Below are 15,265 nucleotides of genomic sequence, written 5' to 3'. Positions count from 1 at the left end.
TATCGCTTTCGTTTCGAACCATGAAATCCGGCCATCTCGTTTGTCGTCACCCGGCTACCGAATTTGTCGTTGCACATTGGAGCACATCCCGGATTTCGGGATCAAGCCCGGCGCGTCGCGCTAAGGTTTTGAACAAGTGTCGCCAAGCATGATTGGGCTGAATATGCGGATCGTCCACGCCTAAATCGCGGACCCATCTGGCCAACCGCTCTCCTACTTTCTTGTGATGCGGATGGGCTGAATCGCCCCCCCGACCCCGCGATCGATTGAAAAAAATCGGGCTAGACGCAAAGGCACGCGCCATTTCCACCACGCCTTGTTCAATCAGATGAGAGTGCAATGGCACCAACCTCGCCGAGCCGGACTTTGTCGATCCGGCTTCGGGCGTGATCCGGATCGCCCACACACCATCTCGCTGGATGAAATCGCACCCACGAAGCTGTGTTATCTCACCAACGCGTGCACCTGTATAAGCACAAAGAAATGGCACCCATCGTCTGGCGCGGCGATGTGATTCGGAGACCTGTCCATGCTCTCCAGCAAGGGCCGATCGGAGAATCGTTCTGGCCTCAATAGCCGTAAATCCTCGTTCCCGAAGATGCACCGTTTTGGCCACCCGGACGGTGATACCGGTGGTGGGGTTGGGTTGCACTTTTCGGTTTTCAGCAGCCCAGCCAAAAACGACCTTGATCGCGGCGAGATAGACCTCGCGCACCGTTCGGGGTGAAACACCGGACTGGATCAGTTCTGTCTTCCAGCGAACGATATCGTCAGAGGATACTTTGCCCGCATCATCAAGGCCGATCCATCTCTTGAAATGAGCGAACACCGGCCTCCAGCGCTTGATCGTCGAAGGCGCTGGCTTCCGTTCGAGCAGGTAGCCGTTGACGATCGTCTCGAAGGGAACCCTCTTGGGCGCTGTTGCGGACTCCACTGGGCAAACGTGAGCCACTGGTTCCGACGACGGCGCTGCATGCTCCTCAACCCGGCCCGCACGCGCAGCCTCGATCCGACGTTGGAATTTCACGATAACTGGTGCCGCCCGACGATTGGCCTCTGATCGGGAAACCCGCCCCAACCGCCGAGTCAGATTGGATTTTCCGATGATGGATTGGATCGATTTCGGGACGGTGATGCGGACCTCAAAACCACCGTCTGTGGTCGCCCGGAGATATGTCATCGATCTCATTCTGTAGCACCGTTATGTAGCGGTTGAACGCTCGACAGCTCAGAATCAGGAAGAAATCGTTTTATCTCATAATCTTACGGAAAGATTGGCGGAGAGGCAGGGATTCGAACCCTGGGTACCCTCTCGGGCACGCCGCATTTCGAGTGCGGTGCATTCGACCACTCTGCCACCTCTCCGCAGAAGGTCCGCCGGGCCGATGGCCGCTGCGTTCCTGGTCGAGCGGCGGCCATTAGCGAATGAAATCGCGCTTGCCAAGCGGGGTTTCCGGGTTTTTTCTTGTGTCGGCGTTGAACCACCCTAAATTGAGGGCATGAGAAACACGATTCAGATTTTCGGCGCTGGCGTCACGGCCCCGCCGATCGTCCATTCCCGCTTCAGCATCGGCGACGTGGTCCGGCACCGCATGTTCGGCTTTCGCGGCGTCGTGTTCGATATCGACCCGGTTTTCGCCAATAGCGAGGAATGGTATGAGGCCATCCCCGAACATGCGCGGCCCGACAAGCAGCAGCCTTTCTACCACCTGCTCGCCGAAAATGGCGAATCCAGCTATGTCGCCTATGTCAGCCAGCAGAATCTGGTCACCGACGACAGCGACGAGCCGGTCGACCATCCCGCCATCACCGGCATGTTCGGTGCCTATGCGGACGGTAAATATCGCCTGCGCCCGCTCCATCGCCATTAAGGGCGTCGCCGCGCTGCTGCTGGCGCTCGCGCTGCCCGGCATCGCGCAGGGACAGGCGGGAGGCGGGCAGACGCAAAGCGCGCAGGCGCAGGATCGGCCGCCCAATGCCGATCCCGCCTTCCCCTTCGCGCGCGAGATCGAGGCGTTCGCCAAGGCCAATGCCGCCAGCCCCCCGGTCGAGGGCGCAACCCTGTTCCTGGGCAGTTCCAGCATCCGCCTGTGGGACATAGCGGGCAGCTTTACCGACATACCGACGGTCAATCGCGGCTTTGGCGGGGCCAGCACACCCGACGTACTGCGCTATTATCGACGCCTGCTGCCGCCGGTTCGGCCCAGCAGCATCGTCGTCTATGTGGGGGAAAATGATCTGGCAGCCGGTGCGACCCCCGATAGGGTTACCGCTGATATAGTGACCCTGCTCAAGCGGCTGCGCAAAGACTATCCGCGCACGCCGATCGCATTCCTCTCGCTCAAGCCCAGTCCGATCCGCTGGACGCTCTGGCCCAAAATGGCAGCGATCAATAAAGTAGTGGCAGCGCGGGCACCGACCGTGCGCTTCACCTATCTCGATGTCGGCAGCCTGCTGCTGGCCCGCGACGGTCTGCCGGACGCCACCCTCTTCCGCGCCGACGGATTGCATATGAAGCCGGAAGGCTATCAGCGCTGGACGCGGTTGGTAGATAATTGGCTCGATCGCGTTGTGCCCGGCACCATGGAAAAGGCGTCCTGACCCCGCCCCGTCGTACTTTCCGATTGATCCACGGCCAAGCAACATTATTACCAAGTTTATATAGCAGGCGCTGATCCAGGGGAATATAGGGTGATAACAGACAAGCCACAGGCCAGCGGTATGGCCGAACTGACGCTGCGCGGAGTCATCCTTGGCGCGCTCATCACCCTCATCTTCACCGCGGCGAATGTCTATCTCGGCCTCAAGATCGGCCTGACCTTCGCGACGTCCATTCCCGCGGCGGTCATCTCTATGGCGATCCTGCGCCTGTTCGCCACCGGCACGATCCTGGAAAACAACATCGTCCAGACCATCGCCTCGGCGGCGGGGACGCTGTCGGCGATCATATTCGTGCTGCCGGGCCTGGTGATGATCGGCTGGTGGCAGGGTTTCCCCTATTGGCTGTCGGCCTGCACCATCGCCTTGGGCGGTATCTTGGGCGTCATGTATTCCGTGCCGTTGCGCCGTGCGCTCGTGACCGGCTCCGACCTCCCCTATCCTGAAGGGGTCGCCGCCGCTGAAGTGCTGAAAGTCGGCGCGGGATCGCGCGCAGGCGCCGAAGAGAATAAGCGCGGCCTGTCCGCCATTCTGCTGAGCGCCGTCGCGGCCGCATCCTTCACCATCATCGCCAAGACGCGGCTGATCGCCGAGGAAGCCGCTTCCTTCTTCCGCTTCGGCACCGGCGCGACATCGATGTCGACCAGCTTTTCGATGGCGCTGATCGGCGTCGGGCATCTCGTTGGCCTGTCGGTCGGCGTCGCCATGTTCGTGGGGCTGGTGATCAGTTGGTTCGGCATTGTCCCTTTTCTCACCGCGCCCGTGCCTGCAGGCGCTGATCTCGCCACCATCGTCGGCGACACCTTCCGCACCAAAGCGCGCTTCATCGGCGCGGGCACTATCGGCGTCGCCGCGATCTGGACTTTGCTCAAGATTCTCGGCCCCATCATCGGCGGCATCCGCTCCGCCCTCGTCGCCAATGCAACGCGCAAGGCGGGCAATGCCGGCCTGCTGCAACTGACCGAGCGCGATCTGCCCATCGGCATCGTCTTCGGCACCATCATTGCGTCCATGCTGCCCATCGGCGTCCTGCTCTGGATCTTCGCGCAGGGTGGCCCGATCGCCGCCAATCCAGCCCCCGTCATTGCGCTGACCTTGGCCTATGTGCTGGTCGCGGGCATCGTGATTGCGTCTGTCTGCGGCTATATGGCGGGCCTTATCGGCGCGTCGAACAGTCCGATTTCGGGCGTCGGCATCCTCGCCGTGCTGGGTGCATCGCTCATGCTAGCCGCCATTTACGGGTCGGGCGGCGACCCGGATCGGTCCCAGGCGCTGGTCGCCTATGCCCTCTTTACCACCGCGATCGTGTTCGGCATCGCCACCATTTCCAACGACAATCTTCAGGATCTCAAGACCGGCCAGTTGGTCGGCGCGACGCCATGGAAGCAGCAGATCGCCCTGATCCTGGGCGTCCTCTTCGGCTCGCTGGTGATCCCGCCGGTGCTGGATCTGTTGAACAGCGCCTTCGGCTTTGCAGGCGCTCCCGGCGCCGGGCCGAACGCCCTGCCCGCCCCGCAGGCAGCGCTCATCTCTGCCCTCGCCAAAGGCGTATTGGGCGGCGATCTCGATTGGGGCCTGATCGGCATTGGCGCGGGCATCGGCGCGGTCGTGGTACTGGCCGACGAATTGCTGGGCAAGGCGGGCAAGCTGCGCCTGCCGCCGCTTGCGGTCGGCATGGGCATCTATCTGCCGATGGCGCTGACGCTGCTGATCCCGGTCGGCGCGCTGATCGGCCATCTCTACAATCGCTGGGCGCTGCGCCAGTCCAACCCCGAATTTGCCGAGCGCATGGGCGTATTGATGGCCACCGGCTTCATCGTCGGCGAAAGCCTGTTCGGCGTCGCCTTCGCCGGCATCGTGGCCGCGACGGACAGCGACACGCCGCTCGCGCTGGTCGGCGAAAGTCATTGGGCCGTGCCGCTCGCCATCCTGATCTTCGCCGGTGTTATCGCGGGCCTCTATGCCCGGCTGCGCCACTGGGCGAGCGCGCCGCTGACCTGATCCGTTCAGCCGCGCGACAGCCGAACGCGGATACAAGTCGGCTCATCGCAGGAGGATAAGAGGATCGGAATGATGGGCAAGACGCGCTGGATGACGGGATCGCTGGTGGCCCTTGGCCTGATGCTCGGCAGCGTCAGCGCCGCCGAAGCGCGCCCTCGCTATGACCGTGGCTGGGGCCATCATCATCGCGACCGGGGCAATGGCTTCGGCTTTGGCGATGCAGTCGGCGTCGCCGCGCTGATCGGCGCGGTCGCGATCGTCGCCTCGTCTCTGTCCAAGGACAAGCAGGCCGCCCGCGGCAACGCGCCCTATGCCGACGATGACGCCCCGCCCCCAGCCACCGGCACCGACTATGGCTTGGACCGGCAAGGGGCAGCACCCGGCGAGGAGGATTTCTCCGACGTTGTGGGCAACCCCGATGCCATGGCAGACGCCTGCGCGCTCGCCGCCCGCGACGAAGCGCAGGCCCGCGAGGGCGGCTATGCTGAAATCCGCGCCATGGACGAGCCGCGCCCCACCCAGGGCGGCTATAATATCGACGGCGAAATCGAAACCCGCGCCAGCTACCGCGCCACCACCGGCACCACCCGCCGCTTCACCTGTGCGATGCAGGACGGCCGCGTCGCGGAGGTCTATCTCAGCCGCGATGTAGCCGCGCGATAGGGCCACGCGCCTTCGCTTTATCCTGTCCTCCCGCTCATCGCTGGTCTAGCATTCCGCCGAATCAGGGGGTTGGCGGGTGGTGGCCTTTCTTTTAGCGCCGGAAAATATCGTCTTCCTGTCAGCCATCCTGTTGATGCTGCTGATCGGCGGTGTGCAGGCGCTTGGCCTGGCGGGCGATGTCGACCTCGACCTGGACAGCGATGCTGATCTGCTGGGCTGGCTCGGCTTTGGCCGCCTGCCCTTGCTCGCCTTGATCGCGACCTTCCTCGCGATGTTCGGCACGATCGGGCTGACGGGCCAACGCCTCGCGCTGGATTTCATGGACACGCTGCTGACGCCCTGGATCGCGGTGCCCGGTGCCTTGCTCGCCGCCCTCCCCGCCACCGGCCTTGCCGCGCGCTTGCTCGCCCCCCTGCTACCGCGCGACCATACGACGGCGGTATCGCTCGACATGCTGGTGGGCAGCCCGGCGCAGATCGTGACCGGCCGCGCCAGCGCCGGATCGCCCGCCCGCGCGCGGGTGGAGGATCATCACGGCCAGGCCCATTATGTCATGGTCGAACCCGACAATGACGGCCAGTCACTGGCGGAGGGCGAAGCCATATTGCTCGTCCGCCGCGACGGTCCGCTTTTCCGCGCCATCAGCCATGGCGATCATTATCTGCCCCGCCTCTAGGAGAATGCCATGAATTTGCCCGCCGTGCAGGACGGATTTTCGATCATGCCCTATGTGCTGATCGCCGGCAGCATCCTGCTGCTGCTGATCATATTGGGCGTCGTGATCGCCCGGCTCTACAAGCGGGCATCGAAGGAAATCGGCTTCGTGCGCACCGGCTTCGGCGGTGAAAAGGTGGTGATGAACGGCGGCGCGCTGGTGCTGCCGATCTTTCACGAGACGATGCCGGTCAACATGAACACCGTGCGGCTGGCTGTGGAGCGCAAGAATAGCGATGCGCTCATCACGCTTGATCGCCTGCGCATCGACGTGAAGGCGGAATTCTATGTCCGGGTGCGGCCCGACGCCCAGTCGATCGCCATCGCCGCGCAGACGCTGGGCATGCGCACCATGCATCCCGAAGCGCTCAAGGAGCTGGTCGAGGGCAAGTTCGTCGATGCGTTGCGCTCGGTCGCGGCGGGCATGACGATGAACCAGTTGCACGAACAGCGCAGCGATTTCGTGCAAAAGGTGCAGCAGGTCTCCTCGGTCGATCTCGCCATGAACGGGCTGGAACTGGAAAGCGTCTCGCTGACCGGCCTCGACCAGACGTCGATCGAACATTTCAACGCCAACAATGCCTTCGATGCCGAGGGCCTGACCAAGCTGACCGAACAGATCGAATTGCGCAAAAAAGCGCGCAACGACATCGAACAGGATACCCGCGTCCAGATCGAGACCAAGAATCTGGAAGCCGAGCGCCAATCGATGCTGATCGCGCGCGACACCGAATTCGCCCGGCTGGAACAGGAGCGCGAGGTCGAGATGCGACGCGCCGCGCAGGGGGCCGAAATCGCCCGCGAACAATCGCTGCGTCAGCAGGAGGCCGAACAGGCCAAGATCGAAGCCAAGAAGCTGGTCGACAGCCAGCAGATCGAGGCTGACCGCACCGTCAAGGAAGCGCGGATCGCCCAGGAACAGGCGCTCGAACTGGCCCGACAGGAACAGCAGATCGCAGTCCAGAACAAGAGCCGCGAGGAAAGCCAGGCCAAGGCGGAAGCCGACGCCGCCCGCGCCAAGGCGGTCGCGGCCGAGGAACAGGTGCAGACATCGCGCCAGACCGAGATTGCCGAGCGTACCAAGCGGATCGAACTGATCGACGCCGCCCGCGAGGCCGAGCGCGCCGCCATCCAGGTGAAGGTCGAAGCCGAAGCCGAGAAGCAGGCCGCATCCGACCGCGCAGCCGCCGTGCGCTTCGCAGCAGAGGGTGAGGCCGAGGCGGTGAAACTGCGCGCCGAGGCCGACCGCGTGCGTTTCGAGGTCGAAGCGGCGGGGCAGCAGGCCGTCAACGAAGCGGCCAATCTCCTCTCCTCCGGCCAGGTGTCGCTTCAGACCAAGATGGCCCTGCTCAAGATACTGCCCGAACTGGTCCGTGAGGCCGCCAAGCCGATGGAAGCGATCGATTCCATCAAGATCGTGCAGGTCGATGGGATCACGGGACAGGGCGGCGAAGGCGGCAGCGTGTCCGCGGGTCAGGGACAGGATGGCAACCTCGCCAACGCCGCCGTCTCCGCCGCGCTGCGCTACCGTGCGCAAGCGCCGGTGATCGACGGATTGATGAAGGAATTGGGTCTGGACGGCTCCAGCCTGGAGGGTCTTGTGCGCGGCGCAACCGATATGGCACCGCCACCCCCGGACGAGCCGACCACCGATCCGACGGCAGCATGACACTGCAGCAGGTGGCCTGACGAATGGCTGGTCATACTCTGCCGCGCTATGCGCTGGCCTTTGGATTGGCCGCGCTGGCGGGGATGGTCGATGCGTTGGGCCTGCTCAAGCTGGGCGGCCTGTTCGTGTCCTTCATGAGCGGCAATTCCACCCGCATGGCGGTGGGCATCGCCGGGGGCACGGCAGTCGCCGGCATGGCCATCGGCCTGATCGGTGCCTTTGTCGGCGGCGTGTTTGGCGGGGCGCTGATCGGCAGACTGGCTGGCCGCTGGCGCAAACAGGCGGTGCTGGCCACAGTGCTGGGCATGTTGATCCTCGCCGCCCTGGCCGTCGGCCGCCGGGGCGACGCCATCACTTTCCTGATGGCCGCCGCGATGGGGGCCGTGAATAACGTGTTCCAGCGTGACGGAGAGGTCAGCATCGGCGTCACCTACATGACCGGCGCGCTGGTGAAGCTCGGCCAATCCTTCGCGCTCGCCCTGACTGGCGGGCCGCGCTTTGGCTGGCTGCCCCATCTGCTCCTGTGGCTCAGTCTGGTACTGGGCGCGACCATCGGCGCGGCGCTGTTCGCCGTGCTTGATCTGGCCGCCCTCTGGGTGGCGTGCGGCTGGTGTGCTGCCTTATGGGGGTACAGCCTGCATCTCGGCCCCATTGGCAAGGCGCAGGCCGCGCAATAGCCAGCGCTCATGCCCGCCAGCCCCACCAGCATGCGTTTATGAGCGGCCAAGGGATTATTACACCAACGCTTTCATTGCGACGGTTTTCGAATCGCGAAACATAAATCACAGGGCCGCAAAGTTGGTAGGCAGATTGAGGGCGCGATCAGAGTTAAGGCGGCGTGGTGAGCTGGTGACCAGCGCAAAACCGTCACAAGTCCACCCCTGCGAGCATGTGCGGGGCGGTCATCCCGGTGCCGGGCAATCGCCAACGCGCTCGCCGGTCAGATCGTGGGTCGTGCGCAACACCGGCTGCCCTCCCTGCATCTTGGTCATGGTGGTACCGAGAGTCATCGTATCGGCGGTATAATTACCCTCCGCCATGATCTCCGACGTGCCCCGGCCCGCCTTGCAGGCCAGCGTGACAATCAGTCGGCCATTGCGTGCCAACTTGTCCTTATAGGTGCAGTCCGTGCCTTCCGCGCCTGCGAGCGCGGCGATGTCCGGCACCCCGTCCGGCGCAATGGCAAGACAGATTTTGTCTTCGCGTACCTGGCGAAGCGCTTCCTGATATTCCTCCGGGGTGACGCTGGGGGTGTTATAGCCCGTGGTCTTGCGGGTGAGAATCCATTCTCCCGGCTGCATGACGATCGGCGCGTCTTCAACCGCCGGTGCCGGTGTCGGTTCACTGCTACAGCCGCCAAGGCCAAGCATGATCGCAAGCGGCAGCGCCGCCAGAAGGCTCCTGTCCATATCCTCTCCCCCGTTCCTGTGCATCGGAATCGGGGCAAGGCTCTACCCGTCCCGCCCAAAGCGCAAGCGGAAATACGTGTTCATCAGTCCGCGGCGCAATCCGTACCGATCCACTTACCCTCTGACCGGGCCTTCATGGCCATGGCCGTGCCGTCGGGGCCGCCCGCCATCTGCATATCCATGTCCATCGCATAGCTGTCGGCGGCATAGGTGCCCGCCATCGTGGCGTTCATCGTGCCGCCATCGGCCTTGCACGACACCTGCCCCTTCACCGTGCCACCCTTGGCGATGAAATCCTTGAACGCGCAGTCCTTACTGTCCTGTCCGGCAAACATCTCCGCACTGGGATTGGCCGCTTCTTCGGGGGTCACGCAATATTTGAGCGATGTCTGGCTCATCATGCTTTTCATCTGATCTTCCATGCCGGCGGGCGCGCCGGGCATTTTGGACAGGTCGATATCCTGGATGGTAAAGCGGCCCTCCCATTGGCCAGGCTTCAACTGGACCTGATCAATGGCGGCCTTCACCTCTTCGCGACTCATCGCATCGGTGGCCGCGATATTGCCGGTCGTCTCGCCCGGCTTGTCGCCGCAGGCGGCCAGCATCAGCAGCGCCGTAGCGGCAATCCCAAAAGCCTTTGTCATCGCATTTCCCCTGTTGGCGCGCGGTGGCAGTCCGTTGTTTCGAGAGCATATCAGGCCGAAGCGACAATTCAAATTCTTAGGCGGTATCAACGTTCCACAATACTGTTCTTGATTTGTTCCTTATTATTTGCTATGGCGGTGTTCGCATATCGGGGGGCATGCGTGTGAAAGAAACAAGCCAGCAGCATGGACTAACGGCCTTCAACCTCTACCTTCGCACTGGTCGAAGAATGGAATCTCCACCGCCTCCTGTGGAGATGAAATTCAACCCCTGGCATGATGAAGAGGACGGACGCTTCACCTTCGCCGGGCAGGGACGCTATTTTCCGGCTGGCGGTGCGCGGGGCGTGGCACCGCCAAGAGGTCAGAATCGTCGGACTGTTCGCGCGGATGGCGACGGGATGCCCGATCGCCGTCCGCATCGCGCCGATCATCCGGGCAACCATTCAATCTATATGGTGCAGTCGGGCGATACGCTGACCCAGATCGCCGCGCGCCGCAAGGGGCTGACCGCGCGCGATCTGGCATGGCTGAACCAGCATCCGCTCGATCGGCCGCTTCGCATCGGCCAGCGGATCAAGCTGCCGCATCAGGCCTATCTGGATGCAGGGCAGGTCGCCAGAACCAAGTTTCTGGCGCTGGCCCATTATATGGACACGCATGGCGGGAAATTGCCCGCCGACCCGTCCAATCCGCCTTCGCTGGACAGTCAGATACTCGATACCAACTGGCGCAAGGAGACGAAGAATGGCTATGATTTCCATATCGATGTCATTGCGCGCAATCGCCGGACCTATGGCGGACTATCGCTGGCCGCTTCCCCTGTGCGATCACGCCATAGTCAGGCACAGGCGGGTAAGCCTGACCGTCTTGCCAACGACGATGGCGGCCATTTTATCGCTGCTCGTTTCAACGGCCCCCGCGACAGCTTCAACCATTTCGCCCAGAATTCCAACTTCAACCGCGGCAGCTATCGCGTCATGGAAGATTCCTGGGCCAGGGAATTGCGTGCCGGGCATAAGGTGTTCGTGGATATCGAACCCCTCTATGAAGGAACTTCGCAACGGCCCTACCAGCTCAATGTCATCTGGGAGATCAATGGCAAAAAATTCAGAAGGAAGTTCCCGAACGAAGCGAAAGGCGCCGAAAATGGCAAAAGATAAGTTCGACATTCTGGGGCCGCTTTACAACGAGATCGGCGTGGAGTTGGTCAATATCGTCGGCGGCGATCCCGATGGCATTTTCCTCTACGTTGAAGTCGGCGATCGATGGATCAGCCCCAATATCTTCAAGGATGAAGGGCATCAGATTCGAAATCTCGACGACACCGAGGCTCTTTCCGACCTTCTTTGGAAAGCCTGGTATGCCGAATCGGATGAAGGCGGCATCAAGCGCTGGTCGATCTTGGAATATGAGATCAAGGATGGAAAGTTCGAGATCAACTACCGTTATCCCGACGAGGTGGATGTCGAAGTGATCGATGACGAACGCCGCCAAACCGCCCTTCGCGCCCGCTTTGGTGACAAGCCGGTGGTCTATCCGCCCATGCCCAACGCCGCATTCGAGTTGAAGCCCTGACGTCAATTGCGTCCTGCTGCAAAGCCCCCATATTGCCCCCCATGGCCATTCAGATCCGCACAACCCTCGACGAACCCGATACCGGCACCAGTTTCGTGCCGCACCGCCCGGCGCGGCCGGAGAAGAGCGAGGGAGGGCGGCGCTTCACGCTGGTCAGCGATTATGAACCCGCAGGCGATCAGCGTACCGCCATTCCCGAACTGGTTGAGGGCGCTCTCGCGGGCGAGAAGGATCAGGTGCTGCTTGGCGTTACGGGGTCCGGCAAGACCTTCACTATGGCCAAGATGATCGAGGCATTGCAGCGGCCTGCCCTGATCCTTGCCCCCAACAAGATCCTGGCGGCGCAGCTCTATGGCGAGTTCAAGAGCTTTTTCCCCGACAATGCGGTCGAATATTTCGTCAGCTATTATGATTATTACCAGCCTGAAGCCTATGTCGCGCGGTCCGACACCTATATCGAGAAGGAAAGCTCGGTAAATGAAAGCATCGACCGGATGCGCCATTCGGCGACCCGATCGTTGCTGGAGCGGGACGATGTCATCATCGTCGCGTCGGTCAGTTGCATTTACGGCATCGGCTCCGTTGAAACCTATTCGGCAATGACCTTCTCGATGAAGAAGGGCGGGATCGAGGACCAGCGCGAGATCATCCGCAAGCTGGTCGCACTCCAATATAAGCGCAACGACGCCGGTTTTTCGCGCGGCAATTTCCGAGTGAAGGGCGACAATCTGGAAATTTTCCCGTCGCATTATGAGGATACCGCCTGGCGGATATCCTTTTTCGGCGATGAGATTGAGGAAATTGTCGAGTTCGATCCGCTGTCGGGGCGCAAGGTTGCCAGCCTCGACTATGTGAAGGTCTTTCCCAACAGCCACCATGTCACCCCCGGCCCTACGCTGAAACAGGCGATGGAGGCGATCCGCTTCGAACTGGCCGAACGGCTCAAGGAATTGGAGGCTGAGGGCAAGCTGCTGGAGGCGCAGCGGCTGGAGCAACGGACCAATTTTGATCTGGAGATGATCGCGGCCACGGGTAGCTGCGCAGGCATCGAAAATTATTCGCGCTTCCTGACCGGCCGCCTGCCCGGCGAACCACCGCCGACTTTGTTCGAATATCTGCCCGAAAACGCCCTGCTATTCGTCGATGAAAGCCATCAGACGATCCCGCAGATCGGCGCGATGGCGCGCGGCGATCATCGGCGCAAGATCACGCTGGCCGAATATGGTTTCCGCCTGCCCAGTTGCATCGACAACCGCCCGTTGCGCTTCAACGAATGGGACGCGATGCGGCCGCAGACGGTCAGCGTTTCAGCAACGCCCGGCAATTGGGAAATGGAGCAGACCGGCGGCGTGTTCAGCGAACAGGTCATCCGCCCCACCGGCCTCATCGACCCGCCGGTGGAGATCAAGCCGGTCGAGGATCAGGTCGATGATCTGATCAACGAATGCCGCAAGGTCGCGGCGCAGGGATACCGCACGCTCGTCACCACCCTGACCAAGCGGATGGCGGAGGATCTGACCGAGTTCATGCACGAGGCTGGACTGAAGGTCCGCTACATGCATAGCGATGTCGAGACGCTGGAGCGGATCGAACTGATCCGCGACTTGCGGCTTGGCGTCTATGACGTGCTGATCGGCATCAACCTGCTGCGCGAGGGGCTGGATATCCCCGAATGCGGCCTGGTCGCGATTCTCGATGCGGACAAGGAGGGCTTTTTGCGCTCCGAAACCTCGCTCATCCAGACGATCGGCCGCGCGGCGCGTAATGTCGATGGGCGGGTGATCCTCTATGCCGATCGCATCACCGGCAGCATGGAGCGGGCGCTCGGCGAAACATCGCGGCGGCGCGAAAAGCAGGAGGCCTATAACCGCGAACATGGCATCACGCCGACGACGATCAAGCGCAATATCGGCGACATCATCGCCCATGTCGCGTCGAAGGATCAGGTCACGGTCGATACCGGCCTGGACGACCGCCCGCATCTGGTCGGCCACAATCTGCGCGCCTATATCGAGGATCTGGAAAAGAAGATGCGCGCTGCCGCTGCCGACCTGGAGTTTGAGGAAGCCGGACGCATCCGCGACGAAATCCGCAAGCTGGAAGCCGACGAACTGGGCCTGCCGCACGAGCAGCAAGTGGCGGCCCCCAGAGGCCGCGCGACCGAGGGGAAGCCCGGCACACGCAAATTGCGCTATGGCAAGACGCAGAGGAAGTTCGGCCGCTAGGTTGGCTGGAGAACCAGCAGTTAGGCGGAATTGGCTGTCACTACTGCCCCATTCTTCCTATCAGGCCTTATGCGCTTTCTTCCCCTGATTGTCGTCGTCCTGACAAACCTCGTGCTCGCCTGGCTCTATTTTCAGGGCGTTGACGTGCCGCTTTGGCTACTCGGCCCGTCCGGTGCGCTACTGGCGCTGGGTGTCTGGGACATTGCGCAACGTAGCCACACGCTGCGACGGACCTATCCGATCAGTGCGCATTTCCGGTGGTTTTTCGAATGGCTGCGTCCCTATATGCGGGCCTATCTTCTGGACAGCGACATTGAAGGTCGCCCGTTCAGTCACCGCCAGCGCGCATTGATCTATCGCCGCGCCAAGGGTGAGGAGGGCGTCAACGCCTTCGGCACGCAACTGGATGTCGAAAAGCCGGGGCATGAATGGATCAACCATTCGGTGGTCCCGCGCGCATGCGTGAAAGGCGGTTTTCGTGTGTCGATCGGCGGACCGGAATGTCGCAAACCCTATGATGCGTCGATCCTGAATATCTCCGCGCTCAGCTTCGGATCGCTCAGCGGCCGTGCGATCGAAGCGCTCAATATGGGGGCAAAGGCCGGCGGCTTTTTCCATGATACCGGCGAAGGCGGCATTTCGGCACATCATCTGAAACATGGCGGCGACCTGGTCTGGGAAATCGGCACCGGCTATTTCGGCTGTCGCACAGAGGATGGACAATTCGACGCGGACGCCTTTGCGCAACACGCCGCGCGCGATCAGGTCAAGATGATCGAGATCAAATTGAGCCAGGGGGCCAAACCCGGCCAGGGCGGCCTTCTCCCCGGCTCGAAGGTCAATCAGGCGATCGCGGCGGCGCGCGGCGTTCCCGTGGGGCAGTCCGTCTATTCCCCGCCAAGCCATAGCGCCTTCTCCACACCGCGAGAGCTTCTCACATGGATCGCTGATCTGCGCCGCCTGTCCGGCGGAAAGCCGGTAGGGTTCAAACTATGTATTGGGCACCGCTGGGAATTTCTCGCCATCGTGAAGGCCATGCTCGATACGGGAATCGCGCCTGACTTCATCGTCATTGATGGCTCTGAGGGCGGCACCGGCGCGGCACCTGTCGAATTGTCCGATCATGTCGGCACGCCGCTGCGCGAGGCTCTGATATTCGTCGTGAACGCGCTCGTCGGGGCCAATCTGCGCGACCATATTCGGATCGGTGTCGCCGGTAAAATCTTCGACGGGCACAGCATGGCCGCAACCCTCGCTTTGGGGGCCGACTGGTGCAATGCCGCGCGGGCCTTCATGTTCGCACTGGGTTGCGTGCAAACGCGCAAATGTCATACCGATGCCTGCCCGACCGGCGTTGCGACCCAAAATCGCTGGCGCGAAGCGGGGTTGGTCGTCGATCAGAAGGGGCCGCGCGTGACCGCCTTTCACCGCGAAACGGTTGACGCCCTGGCTGACTATGTCGCGGCGGCCGGTCTGGCCCACCCCTCCGAACTCCGTCCCGAACATCTGCGGATTCGCCAGGGAACGCATTCCGTGCGCAGCGCCGACAAAATCTACTGCTATATTGAACCGGGGGCGCTGATGTCGGGTCATGCGCCTGAAGACTATGCGCGCTGGTGGGACATGGCCGATCCGGACAGTTTCCTGGCCCGTGGCTCGCTCAACAGCCCCGACCGATAGCCTGCGCGGCTCCGACCCGATAAA

General features: G+C 62.3%; 14 protein-coding genes and 1 tRNA gene. 11 read left to right on the top strand and 4 right to left on the bottom strand.

Going from position 1 to position 15,265, the window contains the following annotated elements; translation table 11 throughout:
• Positions 1–46 precede the first annotated feature (46 nt).
• A complete protein-coding gene (locus V2I08_RS12880; protein ID WP_349635465.1) occupies positions 47–1,180 on the bottom strand; it encodes a DUF6538 domain-containing protein in 1,134 nt (377 codons plus the stop codon).
• A gap of 95 nt (positions 1,181–1,275) precedes the next feature.
• Positions 1,276–1,365 (bottom strand) — tRNA-Ser (locus V2I08_RS12875).
• Between the two features lie 134 nt (positions 1,366–1,499).
• On the opposite strand from V2I08_RS12875, the gene hspQ reads away from it, so the two are divergent.
• From hspQ to V2I08_RS12840, 7 genes are all read left to right on the top strand, one after another.
• Positions 1,500–1,871, top strand: coding sequence for a heat shock protein HspQ (gene hspQ / locus V2I08_RS12870; RefSeq protein WP_037475101.1), 372 nt, complete (start codon positions 1,500–1,502; stop codon positions 1,869–1,871).
• Positions 1,828–2,601, top strand: a complete 774-nt coding sequence (locus V2I08_RS12865) for a GDSL-type esterase/lipase family protein (protein ID WP_349635464.1) — start codon at positions 1,828–1,830, stop codon at positions 2,599–2,601. The genes hspQ and V2I08_RS12865 overlap by 44 nt, the downstream gene beginning before the upstream one ends.
• A gap of 120 nt (positions 2,602–2,721) precedes the next feature.
• Complete coding sequence (locus V2I08_RS12860) at positions 2,722–4,659, top strand: OPT family oligopeptide transporter (RefSeq protein WP_349635470.1); 1,938 nt, start codon at positions 2,722–2,724, stop codon at positions 4,657–4,659.
• Positions 4,660–4,731: 72 nt separating this feature from the next.
• Complete coding sequence (locus V2I08_RS12855; RefSeq protein ID WP_349635469.1) at positions 4,732–5,322, top strand: hypothetical protein; 591 nt, start codon at positions 4,732–4,734, stop codon at positions 5,320–5,322.
• Positions 5,323–5,398: 76 nt separating this feature from the next.
• Positions 5,399–5,998 (top strand): OB-fold-containig protein, encoded by a 600-nt coding sequence (locus V2I08_RS12850; RefSeq protein WP_349635463.1) that lies wholly within the window; start codon positions 5,399–5,401, stop codon positions 5,996–5,998.
• Positions 5,999–6,007: 9 nt separating this feature from the next.
• Positions 6,008–7,705: a flotillin domain-containing protein gene (locus V2I08_RS12845; RefSeq protein ID WP_349635462.1), complete on the top strand. Its 1,698-nt coding sequence runs from the start codon at positions 6,008–6,010 to the stop codon at positions 7,703–7,705.
• 23 nt (positions 7,706–7,728) lie between these two features.
• Positions 7,729–8,382, top strand: coding sequence for a YoaK family protein (locus V2I08_RS12840; protein ID WP_349635461.1), 654 nt, complete (start codon positions 7,729–7,731; stop codon positions 8,380–8,382).
• A gap of 225 nt (positions 8,383–8,607) precedes the next feature.
• Here V2I08_RS12840 and V2I08_RS12835 read toward each other — a convergent pair whose 3' ends face one another.
• Positions 8,608–9,114 carry a DUF3617 domain-containing protein gene (locus tag V2I08_RS12835; protein WP_349635460.1) on the bottom strand — a complete coding sequence of 169 codons (507 nt, stop codon included), beginning with the start codon at positions 9,112–9,114 and terminating at the stop codon, positions 8,608–8,610.
• 83 nt (positions 9,115–9,197) lie between these two features.
• Entirely contained in the window at positions 9,198–9,758 is a 561-nt protein-coding gene (locus V2I08_RS12830; RefSeq protein WP_349635459.1) for a DUF3617 domain-containing protein, read from the bottom strand.
• 257 nt (positions 9,759–10,015) lie between these two features.
• Here V2I08_RS12830 and V2I08_RS12825 point away from each other — a divergent pair, with 257 nt between their 5' ends.
• From V2I08_RS12825 to V2I08_RS12810, 4 genes are all read left to right on the top strand, one after another.
• Positions 10,016–10,921, top strand: a complete 906-nt coding sequence (locus V2I08_RS12825; RefSeq protein WP_349635458.1) for a DNA/RNA non-specific endonuclease — start codon at positions 10,016–10,018, stop codon at positions 10,919–10,921.
• The gene (locus V2I08_RS12820) at positions 10,908–11,336 is read left to right on the top strand and encodes a hypothetical protein (protein ID WP_310220920.1); all 429 of its coding nucleotides are present in this window, start codon (positions 10,908–10,910) and stop codon (positions 11,334–11,336) included. Before V2I08_RS12825 ends, V2I08_RS12820 begins: the two co-directional genes overlap by 14 nt.
• Positions 11,337–11,377: 41 nt before the next feature.
• Positions 11,378–13,561 carry an excinuclease ABC subunit UvrB gene (uvrB, locus tag V2I08_RS12815; RefSeq protein ID WP_349635457.1) on the top strand — a complete coding sequence of 728 codons (2,184 nt, stop codon included), beginning with the start codon at positions 11,378–11,380 and terminating at the stop codon, positions 13,559–13,561.
• Positions 13,562–13,630: 69 nt separating this feature from the next.
• A complete protein-coding gene (locus V2I08_RS12810; protein WP_349635456.1) occupies positions 13,631–15,241 on the top strand; it encodes an FMN-binding glutamate synthase family protein in 1,611 nt (536 codons plus the stop codon).
• Positions 15,242–15,265: the final 24 nt, after the last annotated feature.

Origin of the sequence: Sphingobium sp. MK2 (genome assembly GCF_040170545.1) — a bacterium.
GTDB lineage: Bacteria > Pseudomonadota > Alphaproteobacteria > Sphingomonadales > Sphingomonadaceae > Sphingobium.
This window is presented reverse-complemented; position numbering and strand designations above follow the sequence as displayed.

What these genes read in the sequence shown, in the direction of transcription:
- V2I08_RS12880 (WP_349635465.1), bottom strand. Translation starts at nt 1,180, where the DNA reads ATGACATATCTCCGGGCGACCACAGACGGTGGTTTTGAGGTCCGCATC.
- hspQ (WP_037475101.1), top strand. Translation starts at nt 1,500, where the DNA reads ATGAGAAACACGATTCAGATTTTCGGCGCTGGCGTCACGGCCCCGCCG.
- V2I08_RS12865 (WP_349635464.1), top strand. Translation starts at nt 1,828, where the DNA reads ATGCGGACGGTAAATATCGCCTGCGCCCGCTCCATCGCCATTAAGGGC.
- V2I08_RS12860 (WP_349635470.1), top strand. Translation starts at nt 2,722, where the DNA reads ATGGCCGAACTGACGCTGCGCGGAGTCATCCTTGGCGCGCTCATCACC.
- V2I08_RS12855 (WP_349635469.1), top strand. Translation starts at nt 4,732, where the DNA reads ATGGGCAAGACGCGCTGGATGACGGGATCGCTGGTGGCCCTTGGCCTG.
- V2I08_RS12845 (WP_349635462.1), top strand. Translation starts at nt 6,008, where the DNA reads ATGAATTTGCCCGCCGTGCAGGACGGATTTTCGATCATGCCCTATGTG.
- V2I08_RS12840 (WP_349635461.1), top strand. Translation starts at nt 7,729, where the DNA reads ATGGCTGGTCATACTCTGCCGCGCTATGCGCTGGCCTTTGGATTGGCC.
- V2I08_RS12835 (WP_349635460.1), bottom strand. Translation starts at nt 9,114, where the DNA reads ATGGACAGGAGCCTTCTGGCGGCGCTGCCGCTTGCGATCATGCTTGGC.
- V2I08_RS12830 (WP_349635459.1), bottom strand. Translation starts at nt 9,758, where the DNA reads ATGACAAAGGCTTTTGGGATTGCCGCTACGGCGCTGCTGATGCTGGCC.
- V2I08_RS12825 (WP_349635458.1), top strand. Translation starts at nt 10,016, where the DNA reads ATGAAATTCAACCCCTGGCATGATGAAGAGGACGGACGCTTCACCTTC.
- V2I08_RS12820 (WP_310220920.1), top strand. Translation starts at nt 10,908, where the DNA reads ATGGCAAAAGATAAGTTCGACATTCTGGGGCCGCTTTACAACGAGATC.
- uvrB (WP_349635457.1), top strand. Translation starts at nt 11,378, where the DNA reads ATGGCCATTCAGATCCGCACAACCCTCGACGAACCCGATACCGGCACC.
- V2I08_RS12810 (WP_349635456.1), top strand. Translation starts at nt 13,631, where the DNA reads ATGCGCTTTCTTCCCCTGATTGTCGTCGTCCTGACAAACCTCGTGCTC.